Raw genomic sequence first — 26078 nt, forward strand, 5'->3', positions numbered from 1 at the left:
AACCCCGGGAGGGGAGTGAAATAGATCCTGAAACCGCATGCTTACAAAAAGTCGGAGCCCGCAAGGGTGACGGCGTACCTTTTGTATAATGGGTCAGCGACTTACATTCAGTGGCAAGGTTAACCGAATAGGGAAGCCGTAGAGAAATCGAGTCCGAATAGGGCGTTCAGTCGCTGGGTGTAGACCCGAAACCAAGTGATCTATCCATGGCCAGGATGAAGGTGCCGTAACAGGTACTGGAGGTCCGAACCGACTAGTGTTGCAAAACTAGCGGATGAGCTGTGGATAGGGGTGAAAGGCTAAACAAACTTGGAAATAGCTGGTTCTCTCCGAAAACTATTTAGGTAGTGCCTCAAGTATTACCATCGGGGGTAGAGCACTGTTTTGGCTAGGGGGTCATGGCGACTTACCAAACCAAGGCAAACTCCGAATACCGATGAGTACAGCTTGGGAGACAGAGCACCGGGTGCTAACGTCCGGACTCAAGAGGGAAACAACCCAGACCGCCAGCTAAGGTCCCTAAAATTGGCTAAGTGGGAAACGAAGTGGGAAGGCTAAAACAGTCAGGATGTTGGCTTAGAAGCAGCCATCATTTAAAGAAAGCGTAATAGCTCACTGATCGAGTCGTCCTGCGCGGAAGATGTAACGGGGCTAAGCCAGTTACCGAAGCTGCGGATTTGCAATTTATTGCAAGTGGTAGGAGAGCGTTCTGTAAGCCTGTGAAGGTGGCTTGTAAAGGCTGCTGGAGGTATCAGAAGTGCGAATGCTGACATGAGTAGCGTTAAAGGGGGTGAAAAGCCCCCTCGCCGTAAGCGCAAGGTTTTCTACGCAACGTTCATCGGCGTAGAGTGAGTCGGCCCCTAAGGCGAGGCAGAGATGCGTAGCTGATGGGAAACAGGTCAATATTCCTGTACCGATGTGTAGTGCGATGTGGGGACGGAGAAGGTTAGCTCAGCCAACTGTTGGATATGTTGGTTCAAGCCTGTAGTCGTGCCTGGTAGGCAAATCCGCCGGGCTTAGATGAGGGGTGATAACGAGGCAGCTTGCTGCCGAAGTGAGTGATACCCTGCTTCCAGGAAAAGCCACTAAGCTTCAGCTACACACGACCGTACCGCAAACCGACACTGGTGCGCGAGATGAGTATTCTAAGGCGCTTGAGAGAACTCAGGAGAAGGAACTCGGCAAATTGACACCGTAACTTCGGAAGAAGGTGTGCCTTTAGTAGGTGAACCATTTACTTGGGGAGCCCAATGAGGTTGCAAAGAATCGGTGGCTGCGACTGTTTATTAAAAACACAGCACTCTGCAAACACGAAAGTGGACGTATAGGGTGTGACGCCTGCCCGGTGCTGGAAGATTAAATGATGGGGTGCAAGCTCTTGATTGAAGTCCCAGTAAACGGCGGCCGTAACTATAACGGTCCTAAGGTAGCGAAATTCCTTGTCGGGTAAGTTCCGACCTGCACGAATGGCGTAACGATGGCCACACTGTCTCCTCCTGAGACTCAGCGAAGTTGAAATGTTTGTGATGATGCAATCTCCCCGCGGAAAGACGGAAAGACCCCATGAACCTTTACTGTAGCTTTGTATTGGACTTTGAACAGATCTGTGTAGGATAGGTGGGAGGCTTTGAAGCGGTGCCGCTAGGTATCGTGGAGCCAACGTTGAAATACCACCCTGGTGTGTTTGAGGTTCTAACCTGGATCCCTTATCGGGATTGGGGACAGTGCATGGTAGGCAGTTTGACTGGGGCGGTCTCCTCCCAAAGCGTAACGGAGGAGTTCGAAGGTACGCTAGTTACGGTCGGACATCGTGACGATAGTGCAATGGCATAAGCGTGCTTAACTGCGAGACTGACAAGTCGAGCAGATGCGAAAGCAGGACATAGTGATCCGGTGGTTCTGTATGGAAGGGCCATCGCTCAACGGATAAAAGGTACTCTGGGGATAACAGGCTGATACCGCCCAAGAGTTCATATCGACGGCGGTGTTTGGCACCTCGATGTCGGCTCATCTCATCCTGGGGCTGTAGCCGGTCCCAAGGGTATGGCTGTTCGCCATTTAAAGAGGTACGTGAGCTGGGTTTAAAACGTCGTGAGACAGTTTGGTCCCTATCTTCCGTGGGCGCTGCAGATTTGAGGAAGCCTGCTCCTAGTACGAGAGGACCGGAGTGGACACACCTCTGGTGTACCGGTTGTCACGCCAGTGGCATTGCCGGGTAGCTATGTGTGGAAGAGATAACCGCTGAAAGCATCTAAGCGGGAAACTCGTTTCAAGATGAGATCTGCCGGGGCCTTGAGCCCCCTAAAGAGTCGTTCAAGACCAGGACGTTGATAGGTCAGGTGTGGAAGCGCAGTAATGCGTTAAGCTAACTGATACTAATTGCTCGTGCGGCTTGACCCTATAACTTTGATTGAAGCAATCAAGGTTGTTATGCCAAGTGACGCATTCAAAATAAGCTGATTCGCTCTATAAATTCGTCGTCTTGACCCAGTCAAGATGGCAAAAAGTTATGCCTGATGACCATAGCGAGGTGGTCCCACTCCTTCCCATCCCGAACAGGACAGTGAAACGCCTCAGCGCCGATGATAGTGCGGGTTCCCGTGTGAAAGTAGGTCATCGTCAGGCTCTTACAGCAGAAAACGCCCCGTCATTCGACGGGGCGTTTTTATTTGTGCGTCAGAAAGACGACTCAATGATTCAGGAGGCCGGGTTCGCCGGCGATGTCGACGGCCTGGGCCGCACCTGAACGTATGAGATCCTGGATCAGATCGTCCAGCCAGTTCTCGAAATTAACGCCCGCAAAGTGTCGTGACTGCAGCAGGCTGAAATAACTTGTCGCGCGGGCCCAGAGCCGCAAGTCCCGTAGCGTGATCTGCTGCAACTCCAGCAGCTTGAATTTCAGCAGAACCTTGGCGGCATACCGTGCATGGCGCACTGGATCGGTGGTGAACAGATCAAGGCGCTGCCGTGCATAGTCCAGTGCGCCCTGCACATCGTGCAGAACGGGGCCATGCCCGGGAATGACCAGGCTGGGGCGCAGGGACTCGATGAGATCAAGTGTCTGGCCGACCTCATGGAAGGCAGATGTCCCTTCGATCTCTGGAAAAACGACGCCAAAACCGTTGCCCCAGAGCGCATCGGCCGATATCAGGATGCGCAGTTCCGGCTGGAACAGGATGACCGAGTCAGGGTCGTGCCCGGGGGCCGCGTGGATTTCCCAATCACGACCCCCAAGATGGATCGTATGGCCCGGAGTGAGCAGCTGCTGATACGAGAATCGAGGGCAAAACTGCCCGGTCGGGGTGTAGCTCAGCGCCTCCTCGTCCCAGGCACGGACGGCTGGGGCCAGCCCCGGCGGAATATGGGTTCGCAGTGCCGGGTAAGTGGCTTGCAGGGTTGCGTTGCCGCCGCAGTGGTCGCTGTGCAGATGGGTGTTGATGAGCAGATCCAGCGGCCGCGAAGCAAGTTGGGCCTGAACCAGAGACAGTGTCAGGGCCGCATGCGTACCGTAACCGCTGTCGACCAGGGCCGTCTGCTCAGAACCCAGCAGCAGGATGTTGTTCGAGGAGAGCCAGCCCCGCTCCAGGACAACGATGTCAGGCGGCAGGGCGGCGGGACTCACTTGCCGGCTCGCAGCTCGCGACGCAGGATCTTGCCGACATTGGATTTGGGCAGCTCGTCGCGGAACTCGATGTACTTGGGGTGTTTGTAGCCGGTCAGGTTCTGGGCGCAGTACTTGGCCACATCGTCCTCGCTCAGGGTCGGGTCGCTGCGGACCACATAGACCTTGATCGCTTCGCCCTGCTTGGCATCGGGCACGCCGATGACGGCGCATTCGAGCACGCCGTCACACAGGGAAATGACGTTCTCGAGTTCGCTGGGGAAGACGTTGAAGCCGCTGACCAGGATCATGTCCTTCTTGCGATCAACGATGCGGGTGTAGCCCTGAGTGTCCATGATGCCGATGTCGCCGGTACGCATGAAACCGTCCGCCGTGAAGGCCTGGGCGGTCTCGACCGGCTGCATGTAATAACCCGTCATCACGTTCGGACCCCTGATGCAGATTTCACCTGAATCGCCGACAGCGAGCGACTTGCCCTCGTCGTCCTTGATGGCGATTTCGACGCCGGGCAGCGGCAGGCCTATGGTGCCGCTGAACTTGTCGGTCGTGACGGGGTTGTTGGTGCCGATGGCGCAGGTCTCGCTCATGCCCCAGCCTTCCACCATGGCGCAGCCGGTGACTTCACGCCAGTGCCTCGCGGTTCCTTCGGAAGCGGCCATGCCACCGGCCTGGGAGACACAGAGCTGGGAGAAATCCACGGTACGGAACTGCGGGTGCTGCAACAGGGCATTAAAGAGGGTGTTCACCGCCGGCAGCATGTGGAACGGACGCCGCTTGAGGACTTCCACGAACTTGCCGATGTCGCGCGGATTGGGTACCAGCGTGATATGTGAGCCCCAGCGTATGGCCAGGAAACACAGGGTCAATGCAAAGATGTGGTACAGCGGCAGCGCCGCAATGCTATTGGTCTCGCGCACGTTGCCGACCCGATCGAGGGCCGGCGTGAACCAGGCCTCAGCCTGCAGGATGGCCGCCACCACGTTGCGGTGGGTCAATACCGCGCCCTTGCTCAAACCGGTGGTGCCGCCGGTGTATTGCAGGAAGGCGATCGAATCGAGGTTGGTGGCCGCTGGTTTGAGTGACAGGTGGGAGCCCTCGGCCAGTGCCTTGCGGAAAGGGGTGACCGTACGCCCCTCGTTTGTGGGCAGGCGGAAAGGGGGCACCATCTTGGCCAGGTGGCGTACGGCAAACGTGAGCCAGCGCCCGTACCAGGGGCCCAGCAGATCGCCGAATGCGGTCAGCACCACATGCTTGACCGGCGTGCGGCTGATGACTTCCTCCAGCGTGTGTGCGAAATTCTCGAGCACGACAATCGCCGTGGCGCCCGAGTCCTTGAGCTGGTGCTCGAGTTCCCGCGCGGTGTAGAGCGGGTTGACATTAACGCAGGTATACCCCGCTCGCAGGATGGCCGCCATGGTCACGGCGAACTGCGGCACATTGGGCAGCATGATGGCCACCCGTGCGCCGGGCTCCAGTCCCAGGCGCTGCAACCAGGCGCCGAATGCCGCGGACAGATCGTCGAGTTGCCGGTAGCTCATCCACCGTTCCATACAGACCGAAAAGGGCTGGGTGGCATTCTTGCGGAAGGACTCCTCCAGCAGCTGTGCCAGCGAACTGTATTGGCCCGGATCGACATTGTGCGGCACCCCGGCGGGGTAACTCGGTAACCAGAATTTTTCCATCAATCACTCCATGACAGGGCTATTGAACCGCAGAGGCGAAGGGCGCGACACCGGGCTTCTCCTAGGTTCGGGGCAAAACTGTCACGCACGCGTCAAGGCCGCAGACTGGATGAAAACGGCAAATGACCTTACATTGGCGGCATGGACACGAACAAGGACAGCAGCGCAACCGAGCCGGGCAGTGAGCTGCTGCGTGTGCTGCCCCCGGAGCAAAGTGCCTCGGCCAGGGCGCCCTGGGTGGCCGTGATCCGCCGTTTGGGGGCCAGGCACCGGGGGCGCATCGCACGCCATCTGCAGGCGCTGGACGAGCGCGATCGTTACCTGCGCTTCGGTTATCTGGCCAATGATGCCCAGATCCAGGCCTACGTCGACACCCTGGACTTCGAGCATGACGCCGTGTTCGGCATCTACAACCGCCGGCTGGAATTGGTGGCCATGGCCCACCTGGCGCACTCGGTGGACCGGAACTTCGATGCCTGTGCGGAATTCGGGGTCTCGGTGCTGCCTTCCGTACGCGGCCACGGTTATGGCAGCAAGCTGTTTGCACGGGCCATGCGGCATGCGCGCAATGAGGGCGTGCACCTGATGTTCATCCACGCCCTCAGCGAGAACAAGGCCATGCTCAGCATCGCTCGCAAGGCCGGTGCATCGGTGGAGTACGACGGCTCAGAGGCGAGCGCCTACTTGCGCCTTCCGCCAGCCACTTTCGAGAGCCAGGTGACGGAAATGGTCGAGGAACAACTGGCCCAGACAGATTACCGCCTCAAGGTGCAGGCCAAGCAGTTCTGGGAATTCCTCTCCGGTCTGCAGGACGTGCGCCGTGGCGTGCGCGAGGCACGGCACAAATCCTCACCCTGAAGCCGGCCGTCCGCTCGTCATGAGCCTGCCGCGGTGATCCGCTATCCTATGGGGGTCGTAACCACAGCACCCCCGTGCCGCCGTCAGTGTCAGACCCCTACCCCGCGCGTGTCCCCGAAAAAGAGGACAAACGCACGTTCCTGAAGAAGCTGGCCGAGTTCATCCACCCGGGACCGGATTCCACCGCCGAGCTGATCGAAACCCTGGCCGAAGCCGAAGACAATCAGGTCATTGGCGCCGAATCGCGCTACATGCTCGAAGGTGTGCTGCGCATGGCCGAGATGACAGCCGGCGATGTCATGGTGCCGGCCCCGCGCATGGACCTGATCGACATCAACGCACCCTTCGACGAGTTGCTCAATGTGGTGATCGACACCGCCCACTCCCGCTTCCCGGTTTTTGAGGGCGAGCGCGAGAACATCATCGGCATCCTGATGGCCAAGGACCTGCTCAAGCTGCAGCGGGCGCCCGAGCTCAATATCCGGGCCCTGCTGCGGCCCGCCGTCTTCGTGCCCGAGAGCAAGGGCCTGAACGACCTGCTGCACGAATTCCGCGGCAATCGCAATCACCTGGCCATCGTGATCGACGAGTTCGGCCGTGTGGCCGGGCTCATCACCATCGAGGACGTGCTCGAGCAGATCGTGGGCGAGATCGAGGACGAATTTGATATCTCCGAGGACGAGGGCGACATCTTCGGCCTGGCCGACCAGACCTACCGTGTCAACGGCAGCGCGGCGGTGGAGCGCGTCAATGAGGCCTTCAGTGTCACCATCACCGGCAGCGACCCCGACGAGAGTTTCGACACGATCGGAGGCCTGATCGCCCACGAGATGGGCCATGTGCCGCGCCGGGGCGAGCAGCATGTGATTGCCGGGCTCAAGTTCCTCGTGCTGCACACCAAGGGCGGTGCCGTGAAGTGGTTCAAGGTTTCGCCCGTGACGCCGCACAAGGCCGCGACCGATGCGTGAGCGCTGGGCGCGGGCCGGCTCCTGGGCGCTGAGCAGCGCCGCCGGGCTGGCCCAGGCGCTGGCCATGGCCGCGCCCTGGGATGGCCAGCCGCGCTGGTGGCTGCAACTCCTGGCCCTGGGCCTGCTGGCCTGGCAACTCGAGCGTAGCACCAGCTGGAAGCAGGCGGCGCTGGCCGGCTGGCTGTTTGCCACGGCCTGGCTGGCCGCCACCTTCTGGTGGCTCTACATCTCCATGCACACCTATGGCGGACTGCCGGCTGCACTCGCCGTGCTCGCCGTGCTGGCCCTGGCGGCGGCGCTGGCGCTGTACTACGCGGTGGCCTGCGCGCTGCAACAGCGTTATGCACCCGTACAGCGCGCCTTGCGGGCCCTGCTGTTTGCGGCGCTCTGGCTGTTGGCGGAGCTGGCGCGCGGCGTCTGGTTCACGGGCTTCGGCTGGGGTGGCAGCGGCTACGCCCATGTCGAAGGGCCGCTGGCTGGCTACGCGCCCTGGCTGGGTGTCTACGGTATTTCGGCGCTGACCGCCTGGCTGGCCATGACGATCCCGCAGATCTGGGCCTGCGGGCACTGGCAGCGCCTGGCGGCCCTGGTGGTGCTGGCCCTGCCCTCGGTGCATCAGATGGATGGGGTCGAGAGCACCCGCTCCACCGGCCCTCTGAGCGTGGCCCTGTTGCAAGGCAACATCCCCCAGGACGAGAAATTCCAGCCCGGTACCGGTGTGCCCACGGCCCTGCGCTGGTACGGTGAGCAGCTGCAGCAGCAAACGGCCGCCCTGGTCGTGGCCCCCGAAACGGCGCTGCCGCTGCTGCCGCAACAGTTGCCCGAGGGCTATTGGGCGGCCCTGCGCCAGCGTTATGCCCGGGGCGAGCAGGCGGCGCTGGTCGGCTTGCCGCTGGGCAGCCACCGCGAGGGCTACACCAATGCTGCCGTGGGACTGGCGCCGGACCAGCCGTCCTGGCGCTACGACAAACACCACCTCGTGCCTTTCGGCGAATTCGTGCCGACCGGCTTCAAGTGGTTCACCGCCATGATGCAGATCCCCTTGGGGGATTTCAATCGCGGTGATGTCGGCCAGCCCTCCTTTGCCTGGTCAGGCCAGCGCCTGGCGCCCAACATCTGCTACGAAGACCTGTTCGGCGAAGAACTGGCGGCGCGTTTCCGGGACCCGGCCCAGGCACCCACGGTGTTCGTCAACCTCAGCAACATCGCCTGGTTTGGCAACACGGTGGCGATCGACCAGCACCTGCACATCTCGCGCATGCGCACGCTGGAGTTCGCGCGGCCTTTCGTGCGGGCCACCAACACGGGCTCGACGGCCATCATCGACCACCGCGGCCAGGTCATCGCCGAACTGCCGCGCCACACCCAGGGCGTGCTGCGGGGCGAAGTCGAGGGCCGCGAGGGGCTGACGCTGTACGCCCGCTGGGTGGCGCACACGGGTTTGTGGCCGCTGTGGCTGGCCGGGCTGGCCGGGCTGCTGTGGGCCGTCTGGCGCAAAAGAGCCTGATCCCCCCTGGGGAGCGGCCCGAAGCCCCGTAAAATCAAGGGCTTACGCGGAAATCCGCCTATTTCAGCGCCCCGGCGCGCTGCACCCGCCTGCCGGGTGCATGCGCCTGCACCTGATCCAACCATGTTGACCTTCCAACAAATCATCCTGAAACTGCAGTCCTACTGGGATGCCCAGGGCTGCGCGCTCCTGCAGCCCTACGACATGGAAGTCGGCGCCGGCACGTCGCACACCGCTACGTTTTTGAGAGCAATCGGCCCCGAACCGTGGAAGGCCGCCTATGTGCAGCCCAGCCGCCGCCCCAAGGACGGCCGTTATGGCGAGAACCCCAACCGCCTGCAGCACTACTACCAGTACCAGGTGGTGCTCAAGCCCGCGCCCAGCAACATCCTCGAGCTGTACCTGGGTTCGCTCGAAGCGCTGGGCTTCGACCTGAAGAAAAACGACATCCGCTTCGTCGAGGACGACTGGGAGAACCCCACGCTGGGCGCCTGGGGCCTGGGCTGGGAAGTCTGGCTCAACGGCATGGAGGTGACGCAGTTCACCTACTTCCAGCAGGTCGGCGGCATCGACTGCAAGCCCATCACCGGCGAGATCACCTACGGCCTGGAGCGCCTGGCCATGTACCTGCAGGGCGTGGACAACGTCTACGACCTCAAGTGGACCGACACCATGAGCTATGGCGACGTCTACCTGCAGAACGAAAAAGAGCAGTCGGCCTACAACTTCGAACACAGCGACGCCGACTTCCTCTTCACCGCCTTCACGGCGCATGAAAAACAGGCCAAGCACCTGATGGAACAGCAGCTCGCATTGCCCGCCTACGAGCAGGTGCTCAAGTGTGCGCACAGCTTCAACCTGCTGGACGCACGTGGCGCCATCTCGGTGACCGAGCGCGCCGCCTACATCGGCCGCATCCGCAACCTGGCCCGTGCCGTGGCGCAGAGTTATTACGAAAGCCGCGAGCGCCTGGGTTTCCCCATGGCCCCGCGTGCCTGGGTCGAGCAAATGACGAAGAAGGCAGCCTGACACCATGACGACCCAAAACCTTCTTGTTGAACTGTTTGTCGAAGAGCTGCCGCCCAAGGCGCTCAAGAAGCTTGGTGACGCTTTTGCCGGTGTGCTATTCGAGGAACTCAAGTTGCGCGGCCTGACTTCCGATAACTCAGTCCTGACTTCGTTTGCCTCGCCACGTAGACTGGCAGCTCATATAACGAATGTGCGTGAGCGAGGTGCCGACAAGGAAGTTGTCGAAAAGCTGATGCCACTTGCAATCGCGATTAAAGATGGCAAGCCTACGGAGGCATTTCGCAAGAGGCTGGCGAAAGAGGGGCGGGGACACTTGGCAGACCTCTGGCCGAATGCGGTGGACGGGTCGGATAGTCTGCTTGTCCAGAACGATGGCAAAACTGACGCTGTCTACATGCGCGGCTTGGCGGTCGGCGGTAGCTTGCAGGTTGGTTTGGAAGCTGCTCTTGCCGAATCCATTGCCAAGCTGCCCATCCCCAAGGTCATGAGCTACCAGCTCGAGACGGATTGCGAATTGCCGGGCTGGAGCAGTGTCAACTTCGTGCGCCCGGCGCACGGTCTGGTGGCCCTGCATGGCAGCACCGTGGTGCCCGTGAAGGCCCTGGGCCTGACGGCCGGCAACAGCACGCGCGGTCACCGCTTCGAGGCCAAGAGCGAAGTCGTGGTGCTGAAGGATGCCGACAGCTACGCCAGCGCGCTGCTGAACGAGGGCGCAGTGATCGCCTCCTTTGCCGAGCGCAAGGCCGAGATTGCGCGCCAGTTGGCGGCTGCAGCGGCCAAGGTCGGCGGGGGAGCCCGTCCGATCGAGGACGATGCGCTGCTCGACGAGGTGACGGCCCTGGTCGAGCGCCCCAATGTGCTGGTCTGCCAGTTCGAGCAGGAGTTTCTCGGCGTGCCGCAGGAATGCCTGATCCTCACGATGAAGGCCAACCAGAAGTATTTCCCGCTGCTGGACGCGGCCGGCAAGCTCACGAACAAATTCCTCGTGGTCAGCAACATCAGCCCGACCGATGCCAGCGCGGTGATCGGTGGCAACGAGCGCGTGGTGCGCCCGCGCCTGGCCGATGCCAAGTTCTTCTTCGACCAGGACCGCAAGAAGACGCTCGAATCGCGCGTCGAGGGCCTGGGCAAGGTGGTCTATCACAACAAGCTCGGCACCCAGGGTGAGCGGGTGGAGCGCGTGCGTGCCATTGCCAAGGCCATTGCCCAGCAACTGGGCGACACCAAGCTGGTCGCCACTGCCGATACGGCTGCGCGCCTGGCCAAGACCGACCTGCTGACCGACATGGTGGGCGAGTTCCCCGAGCTGCAGGGCATCATGGGCGGGTATTACGCGCGCCATGACGGCCTGGGCGAGGAGGTGGCCAACGCCATCGAAGACCATTACAAGCCGCGCTTCGCCGGTGACGAGTTGCCGCGCAATACGACCGGTCTGGTGGTGGCACTGGCCGACAAGCTGGAGACCCTGGTCGGCATGTTCGGCATCGGCAACCTGCCCACCGGCGACAAGGATCCTTTTGCGCTTCGCCGTCACGCGCTGGGCGTGATCCGCATCCTTGTGGAGCGCGACCTGGAAGTTTCCTTGTTCGGTCTGATTGGTGCTGCCTTTGCGGCATTCCCAAAAGGGTTGATTGGCCAAGCAAATACTGATCTTTTGATTTTCATGCTCGATCGGTTTGCGGGCTTGCTGCGTGAGGAAGGCTTTACGCCACAGGAGGTTGACGCCGTCATGGCGCTTAACCCGGTGCGTCTGAATCTTGTGCCTAGGCAACTGGCCGCCGTGCGCGCCTTCGCTGCCCTGCCCGAAGCGGCCGCCCTGGCCGCGGCCAACAAGCGCATCAGCAACATCCTCAAGAAAGCACAGGAAGTCGATGCCCACGTCAGCGAAGTGCTGCTGAAGGAAACGGCCGAGAAAAACCTCTACGCCGCATTGAAGAATGTGGTGCCCCAGGCCAACGCCCAGTTCGAGGCCGGTGACTACACCGCCTCGCTCAAGACCCTGGCCGCCCTGCGCGCTCCGGTGGACGCCTTCTTCGACGACGTGATGGTGAATGCCGAAGAGCTGGACCTGCGCCTGAACCGCCAGGGCCTGCTCAAGAGCCTGCACGACGCCATGAACCGCGTGGCCGACCTGTCGCGCCTGGCGACATAAGGGCGCATCGGATGCACACCATGAAGCTGGTCATCCTCGACCGCGACGGCACCATCAACGAGGACAGTTCGGAGTTCATCAAGTCCGCCGCCGAATGGAAACCGCTGCCCGGCGCGCTGGAGGCGATTGCCAAGCTCAACCATGCCGGCTGGCATGTGGTGGTGGCCAGCAACCAGTCAGGTCTGGGCCGCGGCCTGTTCGACGTGGCAGCGCTCAACGCCATGCATGCCAAGATGCACAAGCTGCTGGCCACGGCTGGCGGACGTGTCGAGGCCGTCTTCTACTGCCCGCATGCGCCCGATCAGACCTGCCGCTGCCGCAAGCCGCTGCCGGGGTTGTTCGAGCAGATCGGCGAGCGCTACGGCGTCTCGCTCAAGGGTGTGCCCACGGTGGGTGATTCGGCGCGCGACATCATGGCCGGTGCAGCCGTGGGCTGCGAGCCGCACCTGGTGCTGACCGGCAAGGGCGCGGCCCTGCGCGGCCAGCCCTTGCCCGACAACTTTCCGGCCGGCACGCGCGTGCACGAGGACCTGCTGGCCTTCGCCGACTACCTGGTGGCGCGCGACACCACCGCCTGAGGAACCCGACCATGGCACTGCTCCGTTCCCTGCTGCATCTCCTGTGGATGATCGTCACGGTGATTCCCTGGGGCATCATCATGGTGGTGGCCTCGATACGCGTGCGCGGCAACCCGCTGTACTGGATGGCGGCGCGCTGGCTGGGCTGGGCCATCGACGGTGCCCGCGTGTTGCTGGGCATCCAGGTCCGTGTCAGCGGCATGGAGAACCTGCCGGTGGGCGAGACCAGTCCGGCCATCCTGCTGGTCAAGCACCAGTCCACGCTGGAAACCTTCCTCATGCCCACACTGATGCCGCACCCGCTGGCCTATGTGTTCAAGAAGGAGCTGCTGTACGTGCCCTTCTTCGGCTGGGCCATGGGCCGGCTGGACATGATCCACATCGACCGCTCGCAGGGCTCACAGGCCTTTGCCAAGGTGGTGGCGCAGGGCAAGGAGCTGTTGGCGCGCGGCGTCTGGATCATCATGTTCCCCGAAGGCACACGCATCCCGCGCGGGAAGCAGGGCACCTACAAGACCGGCGGCACACGCCTGGCCGTGGCCACCGGTGCGCCCGTGATCCCGATCGCCGTGAGCTCGGCCAAGTGCTGGCCGCGCAAGGCTTTCATCAAGCGTGCGGGGGTGGTGGACGTGTCCATCGGCCAGCCCATCCCCAGCGCGGGCCGCGAGCCGGCCGAGCTGATGCGTGAAGTCGAGGCCTGGATCGAGGCCGAGATGCGCCGCCTGGATCCTGAGGCCTACCGCTGAGATTTCACTAAGATCAGGCATGCGCAGCTTCCTCCAGCTCGCCCTCGACCTCTTCGATGCAGCGCCCGTGCAGGCGCCGCCGCCTTCGATCGTCGTCCCCGAGCCCCGCCCGGAACTGCACGGGCCGCAGCAGCCGGCCCAGTCCATCACCAGCGTGATGGCGCCGGCGCAGTTCAGCCACCCGCGCGCCACCCGCGAGACGCGCCTGTGCGACGCACAGGTGGCCTACGAATTCAAGCGCGGCAAACGCCGCACCATCGGCATGCAGGTGGGGCCCGACGGCCTGGTGGTCAGCGCGCCGCGCTGGGTGCCGCTGTACGAGGTGGAAGCCGCACTGCAGGAGAAGGCCAGCTGGATCGTGCGCAAGCTCGGCGAGATGCGCGAGCGCCAGCAGCGCCTGGATTCGACCCACATCGAGTGGCGCGACGGCAGCAGTTTCCCCTTCCTGGGCGAGACGGTGATCGTGGTGCTCGACCCGACCCACGCCTACCGTACGGTGGGCGGAAGCCTCAAGGCCGATGACGTGGAGGTGGTGCTGCATACCGACGCCCAGGCGCCCAACCTCACGCTGGACGGCGTGCCGCACCTGACCCTGCACATCGGCCTGCCGCAGCACGCCAGCACCCAGCAGATCCGCGACACCGTGCAGGCCTGGCTGATGCGCCAGGCCCATCGCGTCTTCACTGAACGGCTGCAGCACTACGCGCCGCAACTGGGCGTGCAGTGGCGCAAGCTCTCGCTCAGCAGCGCCGGCACGCGCTGGGGCAGCGCCAGCAGTGACGGTGCGATTCGCCTGAACTGGCGCCTCGTCCATTTCCGCCAGAGCGTGATCGACTACGTGGTCGCGCACGAACTCAGCCACCTGCGCGTGATGGACCACAGCCCGCGGTTCTGGGAGACGGTGCGTTCGGTCGTTCCCGACTACCAGAGCCTGCGCGGCGAACTGCGCGACGAAGCCTTGCCGCGCTGGCATTGAGATGGCTTTCGAGACGGCCACCCTGATGAGCCTGGCGCTGGCCCTGGGCCTGGGGCTGCTGATCGGCATCGAACGCGAGCGCCGCAAGGGCAGCGGGCACACGCGCCGCTTTGCCGGCATCCGCACCTTTGCCCTGGCCTCCCTGACCGGGGCCGGTGTGCAGCTGCTGGGGCAAGCCTGGCTGACGGCTGTTGCCGCCGCCCTGGTGGCGGGGCTGGCGCTGGTGTCGCACTACAAGGACCGTTCACGCGATCCGGGCGTCACCACCGAGATCGCGCTCTTTCTCACGTTCCTGCTGGGCCTGCTCAGCGTGCCCGAACCGGCCCTGGCCGCGGCGCTGGGCGTGACGGTGGCCGTGCTGCTGGTCGCCCGTGTGCCCCTGCAGCGTTTCTCGACCCAGGTGCTGAGCGAGCAGGAACTGCGCGATGCCCTGCTGCTGCTGGCCTCGGCCCTGGTGGTGCTGCCGCTGGCGCCCAACCAGGCCTTGCCCTGGCTGGGGGGCCTCAACCTGCGCGTGGTCTGGCAGCTGGTGGTGCTGATCATGACGGTGCAGGCCCTGGGCCATGTGGCACTGCGCCTGTTCGGCGCCCGGCTCGGCCTGCCCCTGTCGGGGCTGGTGTCCGGTTTCGTTTCCAGCACCGCCACCATCGCAGCCATGGGCGCGCGTGCCGTGCGTCATCCCGAGTTGCGCACGGCCTGCGTGGCGGGTGCCTGGTTTTCCACGGTCTCCACGGCCCTGCAGATTCTGCTGATCGCCGGCCTGCTGTATCCCGCGGGGCTGGCGCTTTTTGCGCCGACCCTGGGCAGCGCGCTGCTGGTGGCACTGCTGCTCGGGCTGGCCGCCTTTCGCCGCAGTGCGCTGCCTCTGGATGACACGGCGGCTGCGGGGCGGGCTTTCAGTCTGCGGCAGTCCATCCTGCTGGCCCTGCTGTTCACCGGCATTGCGGTGGCCGTGGCCTGGCTGCAGCAGGGCCTGGGCACGATCGCCACGCTGGCGGCCACGGCGCTGGCTGGCCTGGCCGATGCGCACTCCTCGGCCGCTGCCGTGATGAGCCTGGCCGCACGCGGCGAGCTCGAGCCGCCCACCATGCTCACTGCCGTGCTGCTGGCCTTCAGCAGCAACAACCTCAGCAAGATGGTGGCCGCCTACCTTGCCGGCGGGGCGCGTTACGGCAGCATCGTGAGTGCGGGGCTGGCGCTGGTGGCGCTGGCGGCCTGGATGCCCTGGCTCTGGCTGCGTCTGTCCGCCTCCTGAACGAGCCCGGGGGGCGCTTCGTTATGATGAAAAGTCGATGTGTTCGAGACCCGGCAACGCGTTTCGGTCCTCGCATGGCGACGTGACGACCGGGCTCCCCCCGGACCCATGATGGAAAAGGAAACAGAACGATGGACGCCAGTCTGAAGGCCTCATTCACCCCGACGGGCTGCTTGCGCGCCTCGATCAACCTCGGCAACCCGATCCTGGCCAACAAGGATCCGCGCAGCGGCCAGCCCGTGGGCGTGTCGGTCGATCTGGCGCGTGCGTTTGCCGAACGGCTGGGTGTGCCCCTGGAACTGGTCGTGCTGGACACGGCCGGCAAGTCGGTTGATGCCGTGCGGCAGGAGCAGGCCGACATCGGCTTCTTCGCAGTCGATCCGCTGCGTGGCCAGGAAATCTCCTTCACCGGGCCCTATGTGCTGATCGAGGGCTTTTACCTGGTGCGCCAGGATTCCCCGCTGCAGCACAGTGAGGAGGTGGACCAGCCCGGCCTGCGCGTGACGGTGGGCGCGGGCAGCGCCTATGACCTGTACCTCAGCCGCGAGATCAAGCAGGCTGAACTGGTGCGGGCGCCCAGCTCACCGGCCGTGGTGGAGACCTTCCTGGCGCAGGGGCACGATGTGGCGGCCGGCGTCAAGCAGCAGCTGGAGGCCGATGCCCGGCGTTTTCCGGGCCTGCGTCTGCTGCCGGAACGTTTCATGGTCATCCGGCAGGCCATGGGCACCCCCAAGAGCCGGGGCCAGGCGGCGAGCGATGCCCTGTATGCCTTCGTGGAAGAGATGAAAGCCAGCGGTTTCGTGGCGGACGCGCTCTGGCGCCATGCCATCCAGGGCGCGGCGGTGGCACCGGCCGGCCGTTGAGCGTCCTCAGGAACCGGTCTTGAACAGCGCCGCCACCACGTCGGACTGCGTGATCATGCCGACCACGTGCAGCTGTTCGTCCACCACCGGCATGTGGTGCAGGCCGCCATCGGAGAACAGTGCCACCAGGTCCACCATCAAGGTCTCTGGGCGGGCCACGCGCACCTTGCGCGTCATGATGTCGGCCACGTAACGCGCGGTGCTCATGACGGGCATCTTGCGCGGATCCGGCGCGCTGTGCCCGACGAAGAAGTCGTGCAGTGAGACGATGCCGGCCAGCGTGCCGTCGAGGCGGATCACGGGCAGCGCCTTGACCTTGTGCCGCGCCAGCCGGGCCCAGGCCTCGTCCACCGAATCGAGCGGCCGGACATGGATCACGTCGCGCGACATGATGTCGCGGCAGTACACATCACCCCATTTGCGGCGGCTGGCCTGCAGCTGCGCGCGCGTGAGGATCTGCTCCAGGTCGTCGGGGCTGATGTCGAGCAACTGGCCCTGGCTGGCCACGGCGGCCTCCAGATCCTCTTTGCTCACGCCCAGGCGTGCGCTGGGCAGCCGGTCGGCCGTGCGGTGCGGGTGGGGTTGGGAAGCGGCCTGGTGCGGGTAGCGCCGCTGCATCAGGTTGTTGAAGAGCAGGGCCAGGCCGAGCAGCAGGGCGGAGTTCGCGGCCACCGGCCACAAGGCATAGCCATAGCCCAGCTGGCTGATGGCCGGCCCGCCCAGCACGGCGGTCAGCGCCACGGCACCACCGGGCGGGTGCAGGCAGCGCAGGGCGAACATGGCGGCAATGGCCCCGGCGCCAGCAACACCGGCCGCCAGGCCGCCATGGCCCAGGGTGTGCGCGCACAGCACGCCGATCAGCGCCGAGACCAGGTTGCCGCCCAGGATGGACCAGGGCTGGGCCAGCGGGCTGGCCGGCACGGCAAAGAGCAGCACGGCCGAGGCGCCCATGGGGGCGATGAACCAGGGATTGAGTTCGCCCAGCGCCAGATGGCTGAGCCCTTCGCTGCCGAACAGGCCCAGGCCGGCGCCCAGGCAGCCCAGCCAGATCTCACGCCGGCTGACCGACAGCGGCGCGGGCCAGAAACTGCGCAGCCAGAGGAAGAGAGGATGCACACACACTCCTGCAAGCACCAAAACGGGGCATTGTAGGAGGGGCCGGTTTCAGGGAGTGGGATGGGGCGAGCTGAAGCGGTAAACCCCTTTGGCATCGCGCTGGCGTTGCAGCCGGCCTTCGAACCACAGGGCGTGCAGATGGGCCACGGCCTCGCCCATGGCGAAGGTGGTCTGGTGCAGGTCGAGCTTGCGCTTGAAGAGGATGGGCAGCACGTCGGCCGCGCTGCAGGGTTTCAAGGCGCAGGCTTCCATCACCTCGGCCAGGCGGTCGCGGTGATGTTCGTGCAGCTGCTCGATGCGCCGGTGCAGGCCGGTGAAGGGTTTGCCGTGCGAGGGCAGGGTCAGCGTGTCGGCCGGCAGGGCCTTGAACTTGTCGATGGACTGCAGGAAGAGCTTGAGCGCGTCGGCCTCGGGCTCCATGTCGAAGACGCTGACATTGGTGGAGATGCGCGGCAGCATCATGTCGCCGCCGATCAGCAGATTCAGCTCTTCGCAGTAGAGCGCGATGTGCTCGGGTGCATGGCCGTGGCCGCTGATGCAGCGCCAGCCGCGCCCGCCGATGGCCACCACGTCGCCTTCCATGAGCCGGCGGAACTGGCGCGGCACCGCCGGCACCAGGGTGGGGTAGTAGCTGGCGCGCTCGCGGATCTTGTCCATCGAGGCCGGGTCGCGCAGGCCGTGCGCGGCGAAAAAGAGGGCGGAACTGTCGCCGCCAAAGCCGTTGCTGCCGGAGGAGCCGATGCGCGCGAGGTTGTAGTCGGTGGCGCTCATCCACAGGCGGCAGGGGTGTTCGGGGGTGCTCCAGCGCGCGCACAGCCAGTCGGCCAGGCCGATGTGGTCCGGGTGCATGTGCGTGACGATGACACGCAGCAGGGGCAGGCCCTCGAAGCTGCCGGCAAACAGCTGCTCCCACTGGGCGCGGGCCTCGTCGCGGCTGATGCAGCAGTCCACCACGGTCCAGCCCTCGCGGCCGTCCAGTCTGTCGCGCAGCAGCCAGAGGTTGATGTGGTCCAGCGCAAAGGGCAGGGCCATGCGGATCCAGCGCACGCCGGGGGCCAGCTCGATGGTCTGGCCGGGCTCGGGCAGGGCTTCGCCCAGGGGGTAGTGCAGCTGGCGTTCGAGTTCGTTCATGGGCGGTGTGAATTGCGACATAATTGACGTTTACGTAAACGTCAACTGGCATCCGGCATTCTAGGCGCGCCCATGGCGCCACCTTGTCGCCTTTGTTTTCACCACCACCGACCATGGCAACGACCTACAGCATCAGCGATCTGGCCCGGGAGTTCGACCTGACCACGCGTGCCATGCGCTTCTACGAAGACATGGGCCTGCTGCAGCCCGAGCGCAGCGGGCCGGGCGGGCGCATCCGCGTCTACAGCGGGCGCGACCGCACCCGCCTCAAGCTCACCCTTCGCGCCAAGCGCCTGGGCCTGAGCCTGAGCGAGGCCAAAGAGATCATCGACATGTACGACAGCCCGCGCGACACCGGGCTGCAGCTCAAGAAATTCCTCGACGTGCTGGCTGCACATCGCGGTCAGGTCGAGGAGCAGATGGCCGACCTGCAGGCCAACCTGGACGAGATCAAGGCGCACCAGCGCGAGGCCCGTGCCTTGCTGGCCAAGCTGGACAAGAAAAACGGCAAGTAGCCACAACACCATCCAAAGAATCCACGGAGACCCGCATGAACCTGCCCGGACTCAACTTCCAGCTCGGCGAAGACATCGACGCCCTGCGCGATGCAGTACGCGAATTCGCCGAGGCCGAAATCGCCCCGCGCGCGGCCGAGATCGACCGCAACGACCAGTTCCCCATGGACCTGTGGCGCAAGATGGGGGACCTGGGTGTGCTGGGCATCACCGTCGGCGAGGAATACGGCGGCGCCAATATGGGCTACCTGGCCCACATGATCGCCATGGAAGAGATCAGCCGCGCCAGCGCCTCGGTGGGCCTGAGCTACGGCGCGCACAGCAACCTCTGCGTGAACCAGATCAAGCGCAACGGCAACGAGGCGCAGCGCAAAAAGTACCTGCCCAAGCTGATCAGTGGCGAGCACGTGGGCGCGCTGGCCATGAGCGAGCCGGGTGCCGGCAGCGATGTGCTCAGCATGAAGCTGAAGGCGGAGGACAAGGGTGGCTACTACCTGCTCAACGGCAGCAAGTTCTGGATCACCAACGGACCCGACGCCGACACCCTGGTGGTCTACGCCAAGACCGAACCCGAACTCGGCGCGCGTGGTGTCACGGCCTTCCTGATCGAGAAGGGCATGAAGGGCTTTTCCATCGCGCAGAAACTCGACAAGCTGGGCATGCGCGGCTCGCACACCGGTGAGCTGGTGTTTAGAGATGTGGAAGTGCCGGCCGAGAACGTGCTGGGCACGCTCAACGGCGGCGCCAGGGTGCTGATGAGTGGCCTGGACTACGAGCGCGCCGTGCTCACCGGCGGGCCGCTGGGCATCATGCAGGCCGTGATGGACAACGTCATTCCCTACATCCACGACCGCAAGCAGTTCGGCCAGAGCATCGGCGAGTTCCAGCTGATCCAGGGCAAGGTGGCCGACATGTACACCGTGCTGCAGGCCGGCCGCTCCTTCGCCTACACCGTGGCCAAGAACCTGGACCTGCTGGGCGCCGAGCACGTGCGCCAGGTGCGCAAGGACTGCGCCTCGGTCATCCTGTGGACCGCCGAGAAAGCCACCTGGATGGCCGGCGAGGGCGTGCAGATCTATGGCGGCAACGGCTACATCAACGACTACCCCCTGGGCCGCCTGTGGCGCGACGCCAAGCTCTACGAGATCGGCGCCGGCACCAGCGAGATTCGCCGCATGCTGATCGGCCGGGAATTGTTTGCCGAGACGATGTAAAGCCCAACGCCTTGCAGGCCCTTCCCAACTGAGGTGAAAATAGGCGCATGAGCAAGACCCTCGACGACCTGTTTGCCCACAACCGCGCCTGGGCCGCGCAGATGGAGCGCGAGCGCCCCGGTTTCTTCACCAGCCTGAAGTCGCAGCAGCGCCCCAAGTACATGTGGATCGGCTGTTCCGACAGCCGCGTGCCGGCCAACCAGATCACCGGCCTGGAGCCGGGCGAGGTCTTCGTGCACCGCAACGTGGCCAATGTGGTGGTGCACTCTGACCTGAACGCCCTGTCCACCGTGCAGTTCGCCGTGGAGCGGCTCAAGGTGGAGCATGTGATGGTGGTGGGCCACTACGGCTGCTCGGGCGTGCAGGCGGCGCTGGAAGGCGCGCGCATCGGCCTGGCCGACAACTGGCTGCGCCACATCATGGACGTGCGCGACCGCCATCGCGATCTGCTCGACGCCATCCCCGAGTCGAACCGGCATGATGCGCTGGTCGAGCTCAACGCCATCGAGCAGGTCGTCAACGTGGCGCAGAGCACGGTGCTGCTGGACGCCTGGGCGCGCAACCAGAGTGTCACCCTGCACGCCTGGGTCTACGGCGTACACGACGGTCTGCTGAAAGACCTGCAGATGACGGTCGACGGCCAGGAGGCGCTGGAGCCCCTGTACCGCCAGGCCATTGCCGGCGTGGCGCAGACCAAACGCGGCTGAACGCCGGCGCCTCCCCGGCCCGGCGCATCACCCCGCGCGACGTGGCGCCCAAAATTGACCCCGGTCATGTCCCGGCCGGCGCCGGTTCGGCTACATTCCGTCTTGCCCGGGGTGCGCACGTGATGCGCTGAGACGGTTGTCCGAACCCGCGAACTTGATCCGGTTAATACCGGCGTAAGAAGAGCCTGACCTGCAGTCCGCGCCCGCGTGTCCTGCCGCGTCTGTTTCCCCTTGCTGGCCCCGTGCCGTCTTCCGGTTCGCGTTCTGTGAACCTCCTTCGGAGCAAAACCTTTTGTTTCAAGGAGATCCACAGTGAACGCACCCGACAAACTTCATCAGTTCATCACCCTCACGCGCGAGCCCCTGCCGGCTTCCCGCAAGATTTACGTGCCCGGCACCCGGCCCGATCTGCGTGTTCCCATGCGCGAGATCACGCAGAGCAACGGCGAGCAGGTGCTGGTGTACGACACCTCCGGCCCCTACACCGACCCGCAGGCCGACATCGACGTGCGTCGCGGCCTGCCCGCACTGCGCCAGGGCTGGATCGAGGCCCGTGGCGACACCGAGGCCTACGCTGGCCGCGCGCGCGTGGCGCTGGACGATGGCGTGAAGGGCGCCGAAGCCGACGCCCTGGCCGCCTTGCGCGCCCAGGCCGCCGGCCTGCAGCGCACGCCGCGCCGCGCCAGGGCGGGCGCCAACGTGAGCCAGATGCACTATGCACGCCGCGGCATCGTCACGCCCGAGATGGAGTACGTGGCCCTGCGCGAGAACCAGCAGCGCGAGTGGACGGCACAGTACCTGAACAGCCCCGAGCGCGAGTTGCGTCTGGCGGGTAACAGCTTTGGTGCGGCCATCCCGAAGGTGGTGACGCCCGAGTTCGTGCGCGACGAAGTGGCGCGCGGGCGTGCCATCATCCCGGCCAACATCAACCACCCCGAGCTGGAGCCCATGGTCATCGGCCGTAATTTCCTGGTCAAGATCAATGCCAACATCGGCAATTCGGCGGTCACCTCCAGCATCGAGGAAGAGGTGGAGAAGCTGGTCTGGTCCACGCGCTGGGGCGCGGACACGGTGATGGACCTGTCCACCGGCAGGAACATCCACACCACACGCGACTGGATCCTACGCAATTCGCCCGTGCCCATCGGCACCGTGCCCATCTACCAGGCGCTCGAGAAGGTGGGCGGCGTGGCAGAAGACCTGACGTGGGACATCTTCCGCGACACACTGATCGAGCAGGCCGAGCAGGGGGTGGACTACTTCACCATCCACGCCGGCGTGCGCCTGCCCTTCATCCACCTCACGGCGAACCGGGTCACGGGCATCGTCTCGCGCGGCGGCTCCATCCTGGCCAAGTGGTGCATCGCGCATCACCAGGAGAATTTCCTCTACACGCACTTCGAGGAGATCTGCGCCATCATGAAGGCCTATGACGTGAGCTTCTCGCTGGGCGACGGTCTGCGTCCCGGCTCCGGTGCCGACGCCAACGACGAGGCCCAGTTCGCCGAGCTGCGCACCCTGGGTGAGCTCACGCAGATCGCCTGGAAACACGATGTGCAGACCATGATCGAAGGCCCGGGCCACGTGCCCATGCACATGGTGCAGGCCAACATGACCGAGCAGCTCAAGCACTGCGGCGAGGCGCCGTTCTACACCCTGGGCCCGCTGACCACGGACATCGCACCGGGCTACGACCACATCACCAGCGGTATCGGCGCGGCCATGATCGGCTGGTTCGGCACCGCCATGCTGTGTTACGTGACGCCCAAGGAGCACCTGGGCCTGCCCGATCGTCATGACGTGAAGACCGGCATCATCACCTACAAGATTGCCGCGCACGCAGCCGACGTGGCGAAAGGCCACCCGGGGGCGCGGGCCCGGGACGATGCGCTGTCCAGGGCGCGTTTCGAGTTCCGCTGGATGGACCAGTTCAACCTCTCGCTGGATCCGGATACCGCGCGCAACTTCCACGACGAGACGCTCCCGAAGGACGCGGCCAAGGTGGCGCACTTCTGCTCCATGTGCGGCCCCAAGTTCTGCTCCATGAAGATCACGCAGGAGGTGCGCGATTACGCGAAAACCCAGGGTCTGAGCGAGAGCCTGGCGCTGGACGCGGGCATGACGCAGAAATCTGCCGAGTTCCGGCGTGCGGGAGGCGAGATCTACCTGGCCGTCGACCGGGGGAACACCCCTACGTAGTCCTCCTGACCGCCGCGAAGCGCCCAGGGCGCGGGCCTTTCGCGGCAAAATGCGTGCATACGCATACTCTCTCAGGAGCACACCATGTCCGATCCCATCGTCATCGTCGGCGCCGCCCGTACCCCCATGGGGGCCTTCCAGGGCGACTTCTCTTCCCTCTCGGCCCATGACCTAGGTGGCGCGGCCATCCGCGCTGCCGTAGAGCGCGCCGGCATCAAGGCCGAACTCGTCAACGAGGTGCTGATGGGCAACTGCCTGATGGCCGGCCAGGGCCAGGCCCCGGCGCGCCAGGCCGGTTTCAAGGGCGGCCTGCCCAAGAGTGCGGGCGCGGTGACCCTGTCCAAGATGTGCGGCTCGGGCATGCGCGCGGCCATGTTCGCGCACGACATGCTGCATTCCGGCACGGCCGACGTGGTCGTCGCCGGCGGCATGGAGAGCATGACCAACGCGCCTTATCTGATGCTGAAGGGCCGCGGCGGCTACCGCATGGGCCACGACAAGATCTACGACCACATGATGCTCGACGGCCTGGAAGACGCCTACGAGGCCGGCCGCTCCATGGGCACCTTTGGCGAGGACTGCGCCGCCAAGTACAAGTTCACGCGCGAGCAGCAGGACCATTTCGCCAGCAGCAGCGTGCGCCGCGCGCAGGCTGCCATCCAGAACGGTGGTTTTGCGGCCGAGATCACGCCGGTGACCGTGAAGACCCGCGCCGGCGAGACCGTGGTCTCCATCGACGAAGGTCCGGGCAAGGCCAAGCTCGACAAGATCGCAGCACTCAAGCCCGCCTTCAAGAAGGACGGCACCATCACCGCCGCCAGCAGCTCCTCCATCAACGATGGCGCCGCTGCGCTGGTGATGATGCGCGCCTCCACCGCCGCCAGGCTGGGCTGCAAGCCGCTGGCGAAGATCGTGGCCCACGCCATGTACGCGCAGGAACCCGAGTGGTTCACCACCGCCCCGGTGGGGGCCACGCAGAAGGCCCTGGCCGCGGCCGGCTGGAGCGTGAAGGACGTGGACCTGTGGGAGGTCAACGAGGCCTTCGCCGTGGTGCCCATGGCGCTGATGGAAGAGCTCAAGGTCTCGCACGACATCGTCAACGTCAACGGTGGCGCCTGCGCGCTGGGTCACCCGATCGGCGCCAGTGGCGCGCGCATCATTGTCACGCTCATGCACGCGCTCAAGGCCCGTGGCCTCAAGCGCGGCCTGGCCACGCTGTGCATCGGCGGCGGTGAGGGTACGGCGGTGGCGCTGGAAATGCTCTGAAAAACCGGTGCTTATCCGCGTCATGAATAGCCCGGGGGGTATGAGCAGAAATTCATAAGTAGACGATGATGTAGGTATTGCTCTCCATCAAGGTCCCGGCATGAAATTCAGCTCCAAACTCCTTTTGTGCGCCGTGGTCCCCGCGGCGCTGTTCATCGTCGGTCTGGCCGGCAGCATCGGTGGGCTGGTCTACACCAAGAACCAGTTCGGTCGCTACATCCAGACCGAGCAGCGCATCAGCGCCGGTCTCAACGAGATGTACGCGCAGGGCTTGCAGATGGGCCAGGCCCTGCGCAACATCGTGCTCGACCCGGTCAATCCCCAGGCCCCCAGGAATCTGGACACGGCACGCGCGGCCTATGACAAAGCCTATACCGATGCCGTGAAAACGGCCAAGGGCACGGCTTTCGAGGCCGGGCTGGAGAAACTGCCGCCATTGCGCACCATGCATGCCCAGGCGCAGGAGAAAGTGCTGGCCCTGATCAAGGCGCAGTCGACGGAGACGGTGCAGTTTCTCAACAGCGCCGAAACGCCGGCCTGGCGCAATCTGCGTGGCGAACTGCTCAAGCAGGTCGAGATGGCCGAAAAGGTGTCGGAAGAAGCCCAGGCGAATGTGGAGCGCCAGGCCAATCGGGTCATCTTCTTTTCCATATCCCTGGCCGTGCTGGCCGTCGTTGTGGCCACCGGCTTCACGATTTACCTGCGCAGCACGGTCTGCAATGAACTGGGGGGCGACCCGAGCGATGCGCGCCAGGCCCTGTCGGAGATTGCCGAGGGCAACCTGGCCTACCCCGTGCCGCCAACGCGTTTCCAGGGCAGCCTGATGGAAGGGCTGGTGACGATGCAGGAGTCGCTGCGCCGTCTGGTCGGCGAGGTGCGCCACTCGACCGACAGCATCACCACGGCCAGCAGCGAGATCGCCGCCGGCAGCCAGGACCTGAGTGCTCGCACCGAAAGCCAGGCCAGCGCGCTGGAAGAAACCGCGGCCTCGATGGAAGAGCTCTCTTCCACCGTGAAACAGAACGCCGACAACGCCCGCCAGGCCAACCAGCTGGCGCAGAGCGCGTCCACCGTGGCCGTGCAGGGCGGTGAGGTGGTGGCCCAGGTGGTGGACACCATGAAGGGCATCAACGACAGCTCGCGCAAGATCGCCGACATCATCAGCGTGATCGACGGCATTGCCTTCCAGACCAACATCCTGGCGCTCAATGCCGCGGTGGAAGCGGCTAGGGCGGGCGAGCAGGGCCGCGGTTTTGCCGTGGTGGCCAGCGAGGTGCGTAGCCTGGCCGGCCGCAGCGCCGAAGCCGCCAAGGAAATCAAGACCCTCATCACCGACAGCGTGGAGCGCGTGGGGCAGGGTACGGCTCTGGTGGACCAGGCCGGCAGCACCATGAACGAGGTGGTGGCCAGTATCCGGCGCGTGACCGACATCATGGGCGAGATCAGCGCGGCCAGCAGCGAGCAGAGCCAGGGTGTGGCCCAGGTGGGCGAGGCCGTGACGCAGATGGACCAGGCCACGCAGCAGAACGCCGCCCTGGTGGAGGAATCCACCGCCGCAGCCATGAGCTTGCGTGAACAGGCCCAGCACCTGAACCAGCTGGTGGGAACCTTCCGGCTCTGAGCGGCCGCGAGACGGGGGCCGGGCGCGGATCGGCATAATTGACGTTTACGTCAACGTCAATTGGAAGCCGGCC

20 protein-coding genes, 2 rRNA genes and 1 riboswitch (1 of these 23 only partly in view) are annotated in these 26078 nt (G+C 64.5%); of the genes, 18 read left to right on the forward strand and 4 right to left on the reverse strand.

Translation table 11 applies throughout. The annotated features are described in order from the left end of the window. Positions 1 to 2400: ribosomal RNA gene (locus HTY51_RS00110) — 23S ribosomal RNA — on the forward strand; it begins 477 nt to the left of the window's first position. Between the two features lie 112 nt (positions 2401 to 2512). Next, positions 2513 to 2625 (forward strand): 5S ribosomal RNA (rrf, locus tag HTY51_RS00115). A gap of 64 nt (positions 2626 to 2689) precedes the next feature. Here rrf and HTY51_RS00120 read toward each other — a convergent pair. Further along, positions 2690 to 3622, reverse strand: coding sequence for an MBL fold metallo-hydrolase (locus tag HTY51_RS00120; protein WP_174250824.1), 933 nt, complete (start codon positions 3620 to 3622; stop codon positions 2690 to 2692). Continuing rightward, entirely contained in the window at positions 3619 to 5304 is a 1686-nt protein-coding gene (locus HTY51_RS00125) for an AMP-binding protein (protein ID WP_174250825.1), read from the reverse strand. The genes HTY51_RS00120 and HTY51_RS00125 overlap by 4 nt, the downstream gene beginning before the upstream one ends. Positions 5305 to 5445: 141 nt before the next feature. Here HTY51_RS00125 and HTY51_RS00130 point away from each other — a divergent pair, with 141 nt between their 5' ends. The 10 genes from HTY51_RS00130 (at position 5446) to HTY51_RS00175 (ending at position 16236) form a co-directional block, all read left to right on the forward strand. After that, positions 5446 to 6162 (forward strand): GNAT family N-acetyltransferase, encoded by a 717-nt coding sequence (locus tag HTY51_RS00130; protein ID WP_174250826.1) that lies wholly within the window; start codon positions 5446 to 5448, stop codon positions 6160 to 6162. Positions 6163 to 6248: 86 nt separating this feature from the next. After that, positions 6249 to 7130 carry an HlyC/CorC family transporter gene (locus tag HTY51_RS00135; RefSeq protein WP_174250827.1) on the forward strand — a complete coding sequence of 294 codons (882 nt, stop codon included), beginning with the start codon at positions 6249 to 6251 and terminating at the stop codon, positions 7128 to 7130. Then, complete coding sequence (gene lnt / locus HTY51_RS00140) at positions 7123 to 8637, forward strand: apolipoprotein N-acyltransferase (protein ID WP_174250828.1); 1515 nt, start codon at positions 7123 to 7125, stop codon at positions 8635 to 8637. Before HTY51_RS00135 ends, lnt begins: the two co-directional genes overlap by 8 nt. Positions 8638 to 8760: 123 nt before the next feature. Continuing rightward, positions 8761 to 9666 (forward strand): glycine--tRNA ligase subunit alpha, encoded by a 906-nt coding sequence (gene glyQ / locus HTY51_RS00145; RefSeq protein WP_174250829.1) that lies wholly within the window; start codon positions 8761 to 8763, stop codon positions 9664 to 9666. A 4-nt stretch (positions 9667 to 9670) separates the two neighbouring features. Further along, complete coding sequence (gene glyS / locus HTY51_RS00150) at positions 9671 to 11818, forward strand: glycine--tRNA ligase subunit beta (protein WP_174250830.1); 2148 nt, start codon at positions 9671 to 9673, stop codon at positions 11816 to 11818. 20 nt (positions 11819 to 11838) lie between these two features. After that, the gene (gene gmhB, locus HTY51_RS00155; RefSeq protein WP_174250831.1) at positions 11839 to 12396 is read left to right on the forward strand and encodes a D-glycero-beta-D-manno-heptose 1,7-bisphosphate 7-phosphatase; all 558 of its coding nucleotides are present in this window, start codon (positions 11839 to 11841) and stop codon (positions 12394 to 12396) included. A gap of 11 nt (positions 12397 to 12407) precedes the next feature. Then, entirely contained in the window at positions 12408 to 13142 is a 735-nt protein-coding gene (locus tag HTY51_RS00160; RefSeq protein ID WP_174250832.1) for a 1-acyl-sn-glycerol-3-phosphate acyltransferase, read from the forward strand. A gap of 19 nt (positions 13143 to 13161) precedes the next feature. Continuing rightward, positions 13162 to 14118, forward strand: a complete 957-nt coding sequence (locus tag HTY51_RS00165; protein WP_174250833.1) for a M48 family metallopeptidase — start codon at positions 13162 to 13164, stop codon at positions 14116 to 14118. Between the two features lies 1 nt (position 14119). After that, on the forward strand, positions 14120 to 15373 hold the full coding sequence (locus HTY51_RS00170) for a DUF4010 domain-containing protein (protein ID WP_174250834.1): 1254 nt from the start codon (positions 14120 to 14122) through the stop codon (positions 15371 to 15373). A gap of 131 nt (positions 15374 to 15504) precedes the next feature. Beyond that, on the forward strand, positions 15505 to 16236 hold the full coding sequence (locus HTY51_RS00175; protein WP_174250835.1) for an ABC transporter substrate-binding protein: 732 nt from the start codon (positions 15505 to 15507) through the stop codon (positions 16234 to 16236). A gap of 6 nt (positions 16237 to 16242) precedes the next feature. Here the strand turns inward: HTY51_RS00175 and HTY51_RS00180 are convergent, their stop codons facing one another. Continuing rightward, a complete protein-coding gene (locus tag HTY51_RS00180) occupies positions 16243 to 17352 on the reverse strand; it encodes an HPP family protein (protein WP_174250836.1) in 1110 nt (369 codons plus the stop codon). 48 nt (positions 17353 to 17400) lie between these two features. Beyond that, entirely contained in the window at positions 17401 to 18483 is a 1083-nt protein-coding gene (locus HTY51_RS00185; RefSeq protein ID WP_174250837.1) for an MBL fold metallo-hydrolase, read from the reverse strand. A gap of 113 nt (positions 18484 to 18596) precedes the next feature. Between HTY51_RS00185 and HTY51_RS00190 the strand changes: the two genes are divergently transcribed. From HTY51_RS00190 to HTY51_RS00215, 6 genes are all read left to right on the forward strand, one after another. Then, positions 18597 to 18998 (forward strand): MerR family DNA-binding transcriptional regulator, encoded by a 402-nt coding sequence (locus HTY51_RS00190; protein ID WP_174250838.1) that lies wholly within the window; start codon positions 18597 to 18599, stop codon positions 18996 to 18998. 35 nt (positions 18999 to 19033) lie between these two features. Next, positions 19034 to 20212 carry an isovaleryl-CoA dehydrogenase gene (locus HTY51_RS00195; RefSeq protein WP_174250839.1) on the forward strand — a complete coding sequence of 393 codons (1179 nt, stop codon included), beginning with the start codon at positions 19034 to 19036 and terminating at the stop codon, positions 20210 to 20212. Positions 20213 to 20259: 47 nt separating this feature from the next. After that, entirely contained in the window at positions 20260 to 20919 is a 660-nt protein-coding gene (gene can, locus HTY51_RS00200) for a carbonate dehydratase (RefSeq protein WP_174250840.1), read from the forward strand. 98 nt (positions 20920 to 21017) lie between these two features. After that, a riboswitch (TPP riboswitch) is annotated at positions 21018 to 21117 on the forward strand. A gap of 114 nt (positions 21118 to 21231) precedes the next feature. Next, a complete protein-coding gene (gene thiC / locus HTY51_RS00205; RefSeq protein WP_174250841.1) occupies positions 21232 to 23118 on the forward strand; it encodes a phosphomethylpyrimidine synthase ThiC in 1887 nt (628 codons plus the stop codon). 84 nt (positions 23119 to 23202) lie between these two features. Next, entirely contained in the window at positions 23203 to 24384 is a 1182-nt protein-coding gene (locus HTY51_RS00210) for an acetyl-CoA C-acyltransferase (RefSeq protein ID WP_174250842.1), read from the forward strand. Positions 24385 to 24484: 100 nt separating this feature from the next. After that, positions 24485 to 26005, forward strand: a complete 1521-nt coding sequence (locus HTY51_RS00215) for a methyl-accepting chemotaxis protein (protein ID WP_174250843.1) — start codon at positions 24485 to 24487, stop codon at positions 26003 to 26005. Positions 26006 to 26078 lie beyond the last annotated feature (73 nt).

This window comes from Rhodoferax sp. BAB1 (genome assembly GCF_013334205.1).
GTDB lineage: Bacteria > Pseudomonadota > Gammaproteobacteria > Burkholderiales > Burkholderiaceae_C > Hylemonella.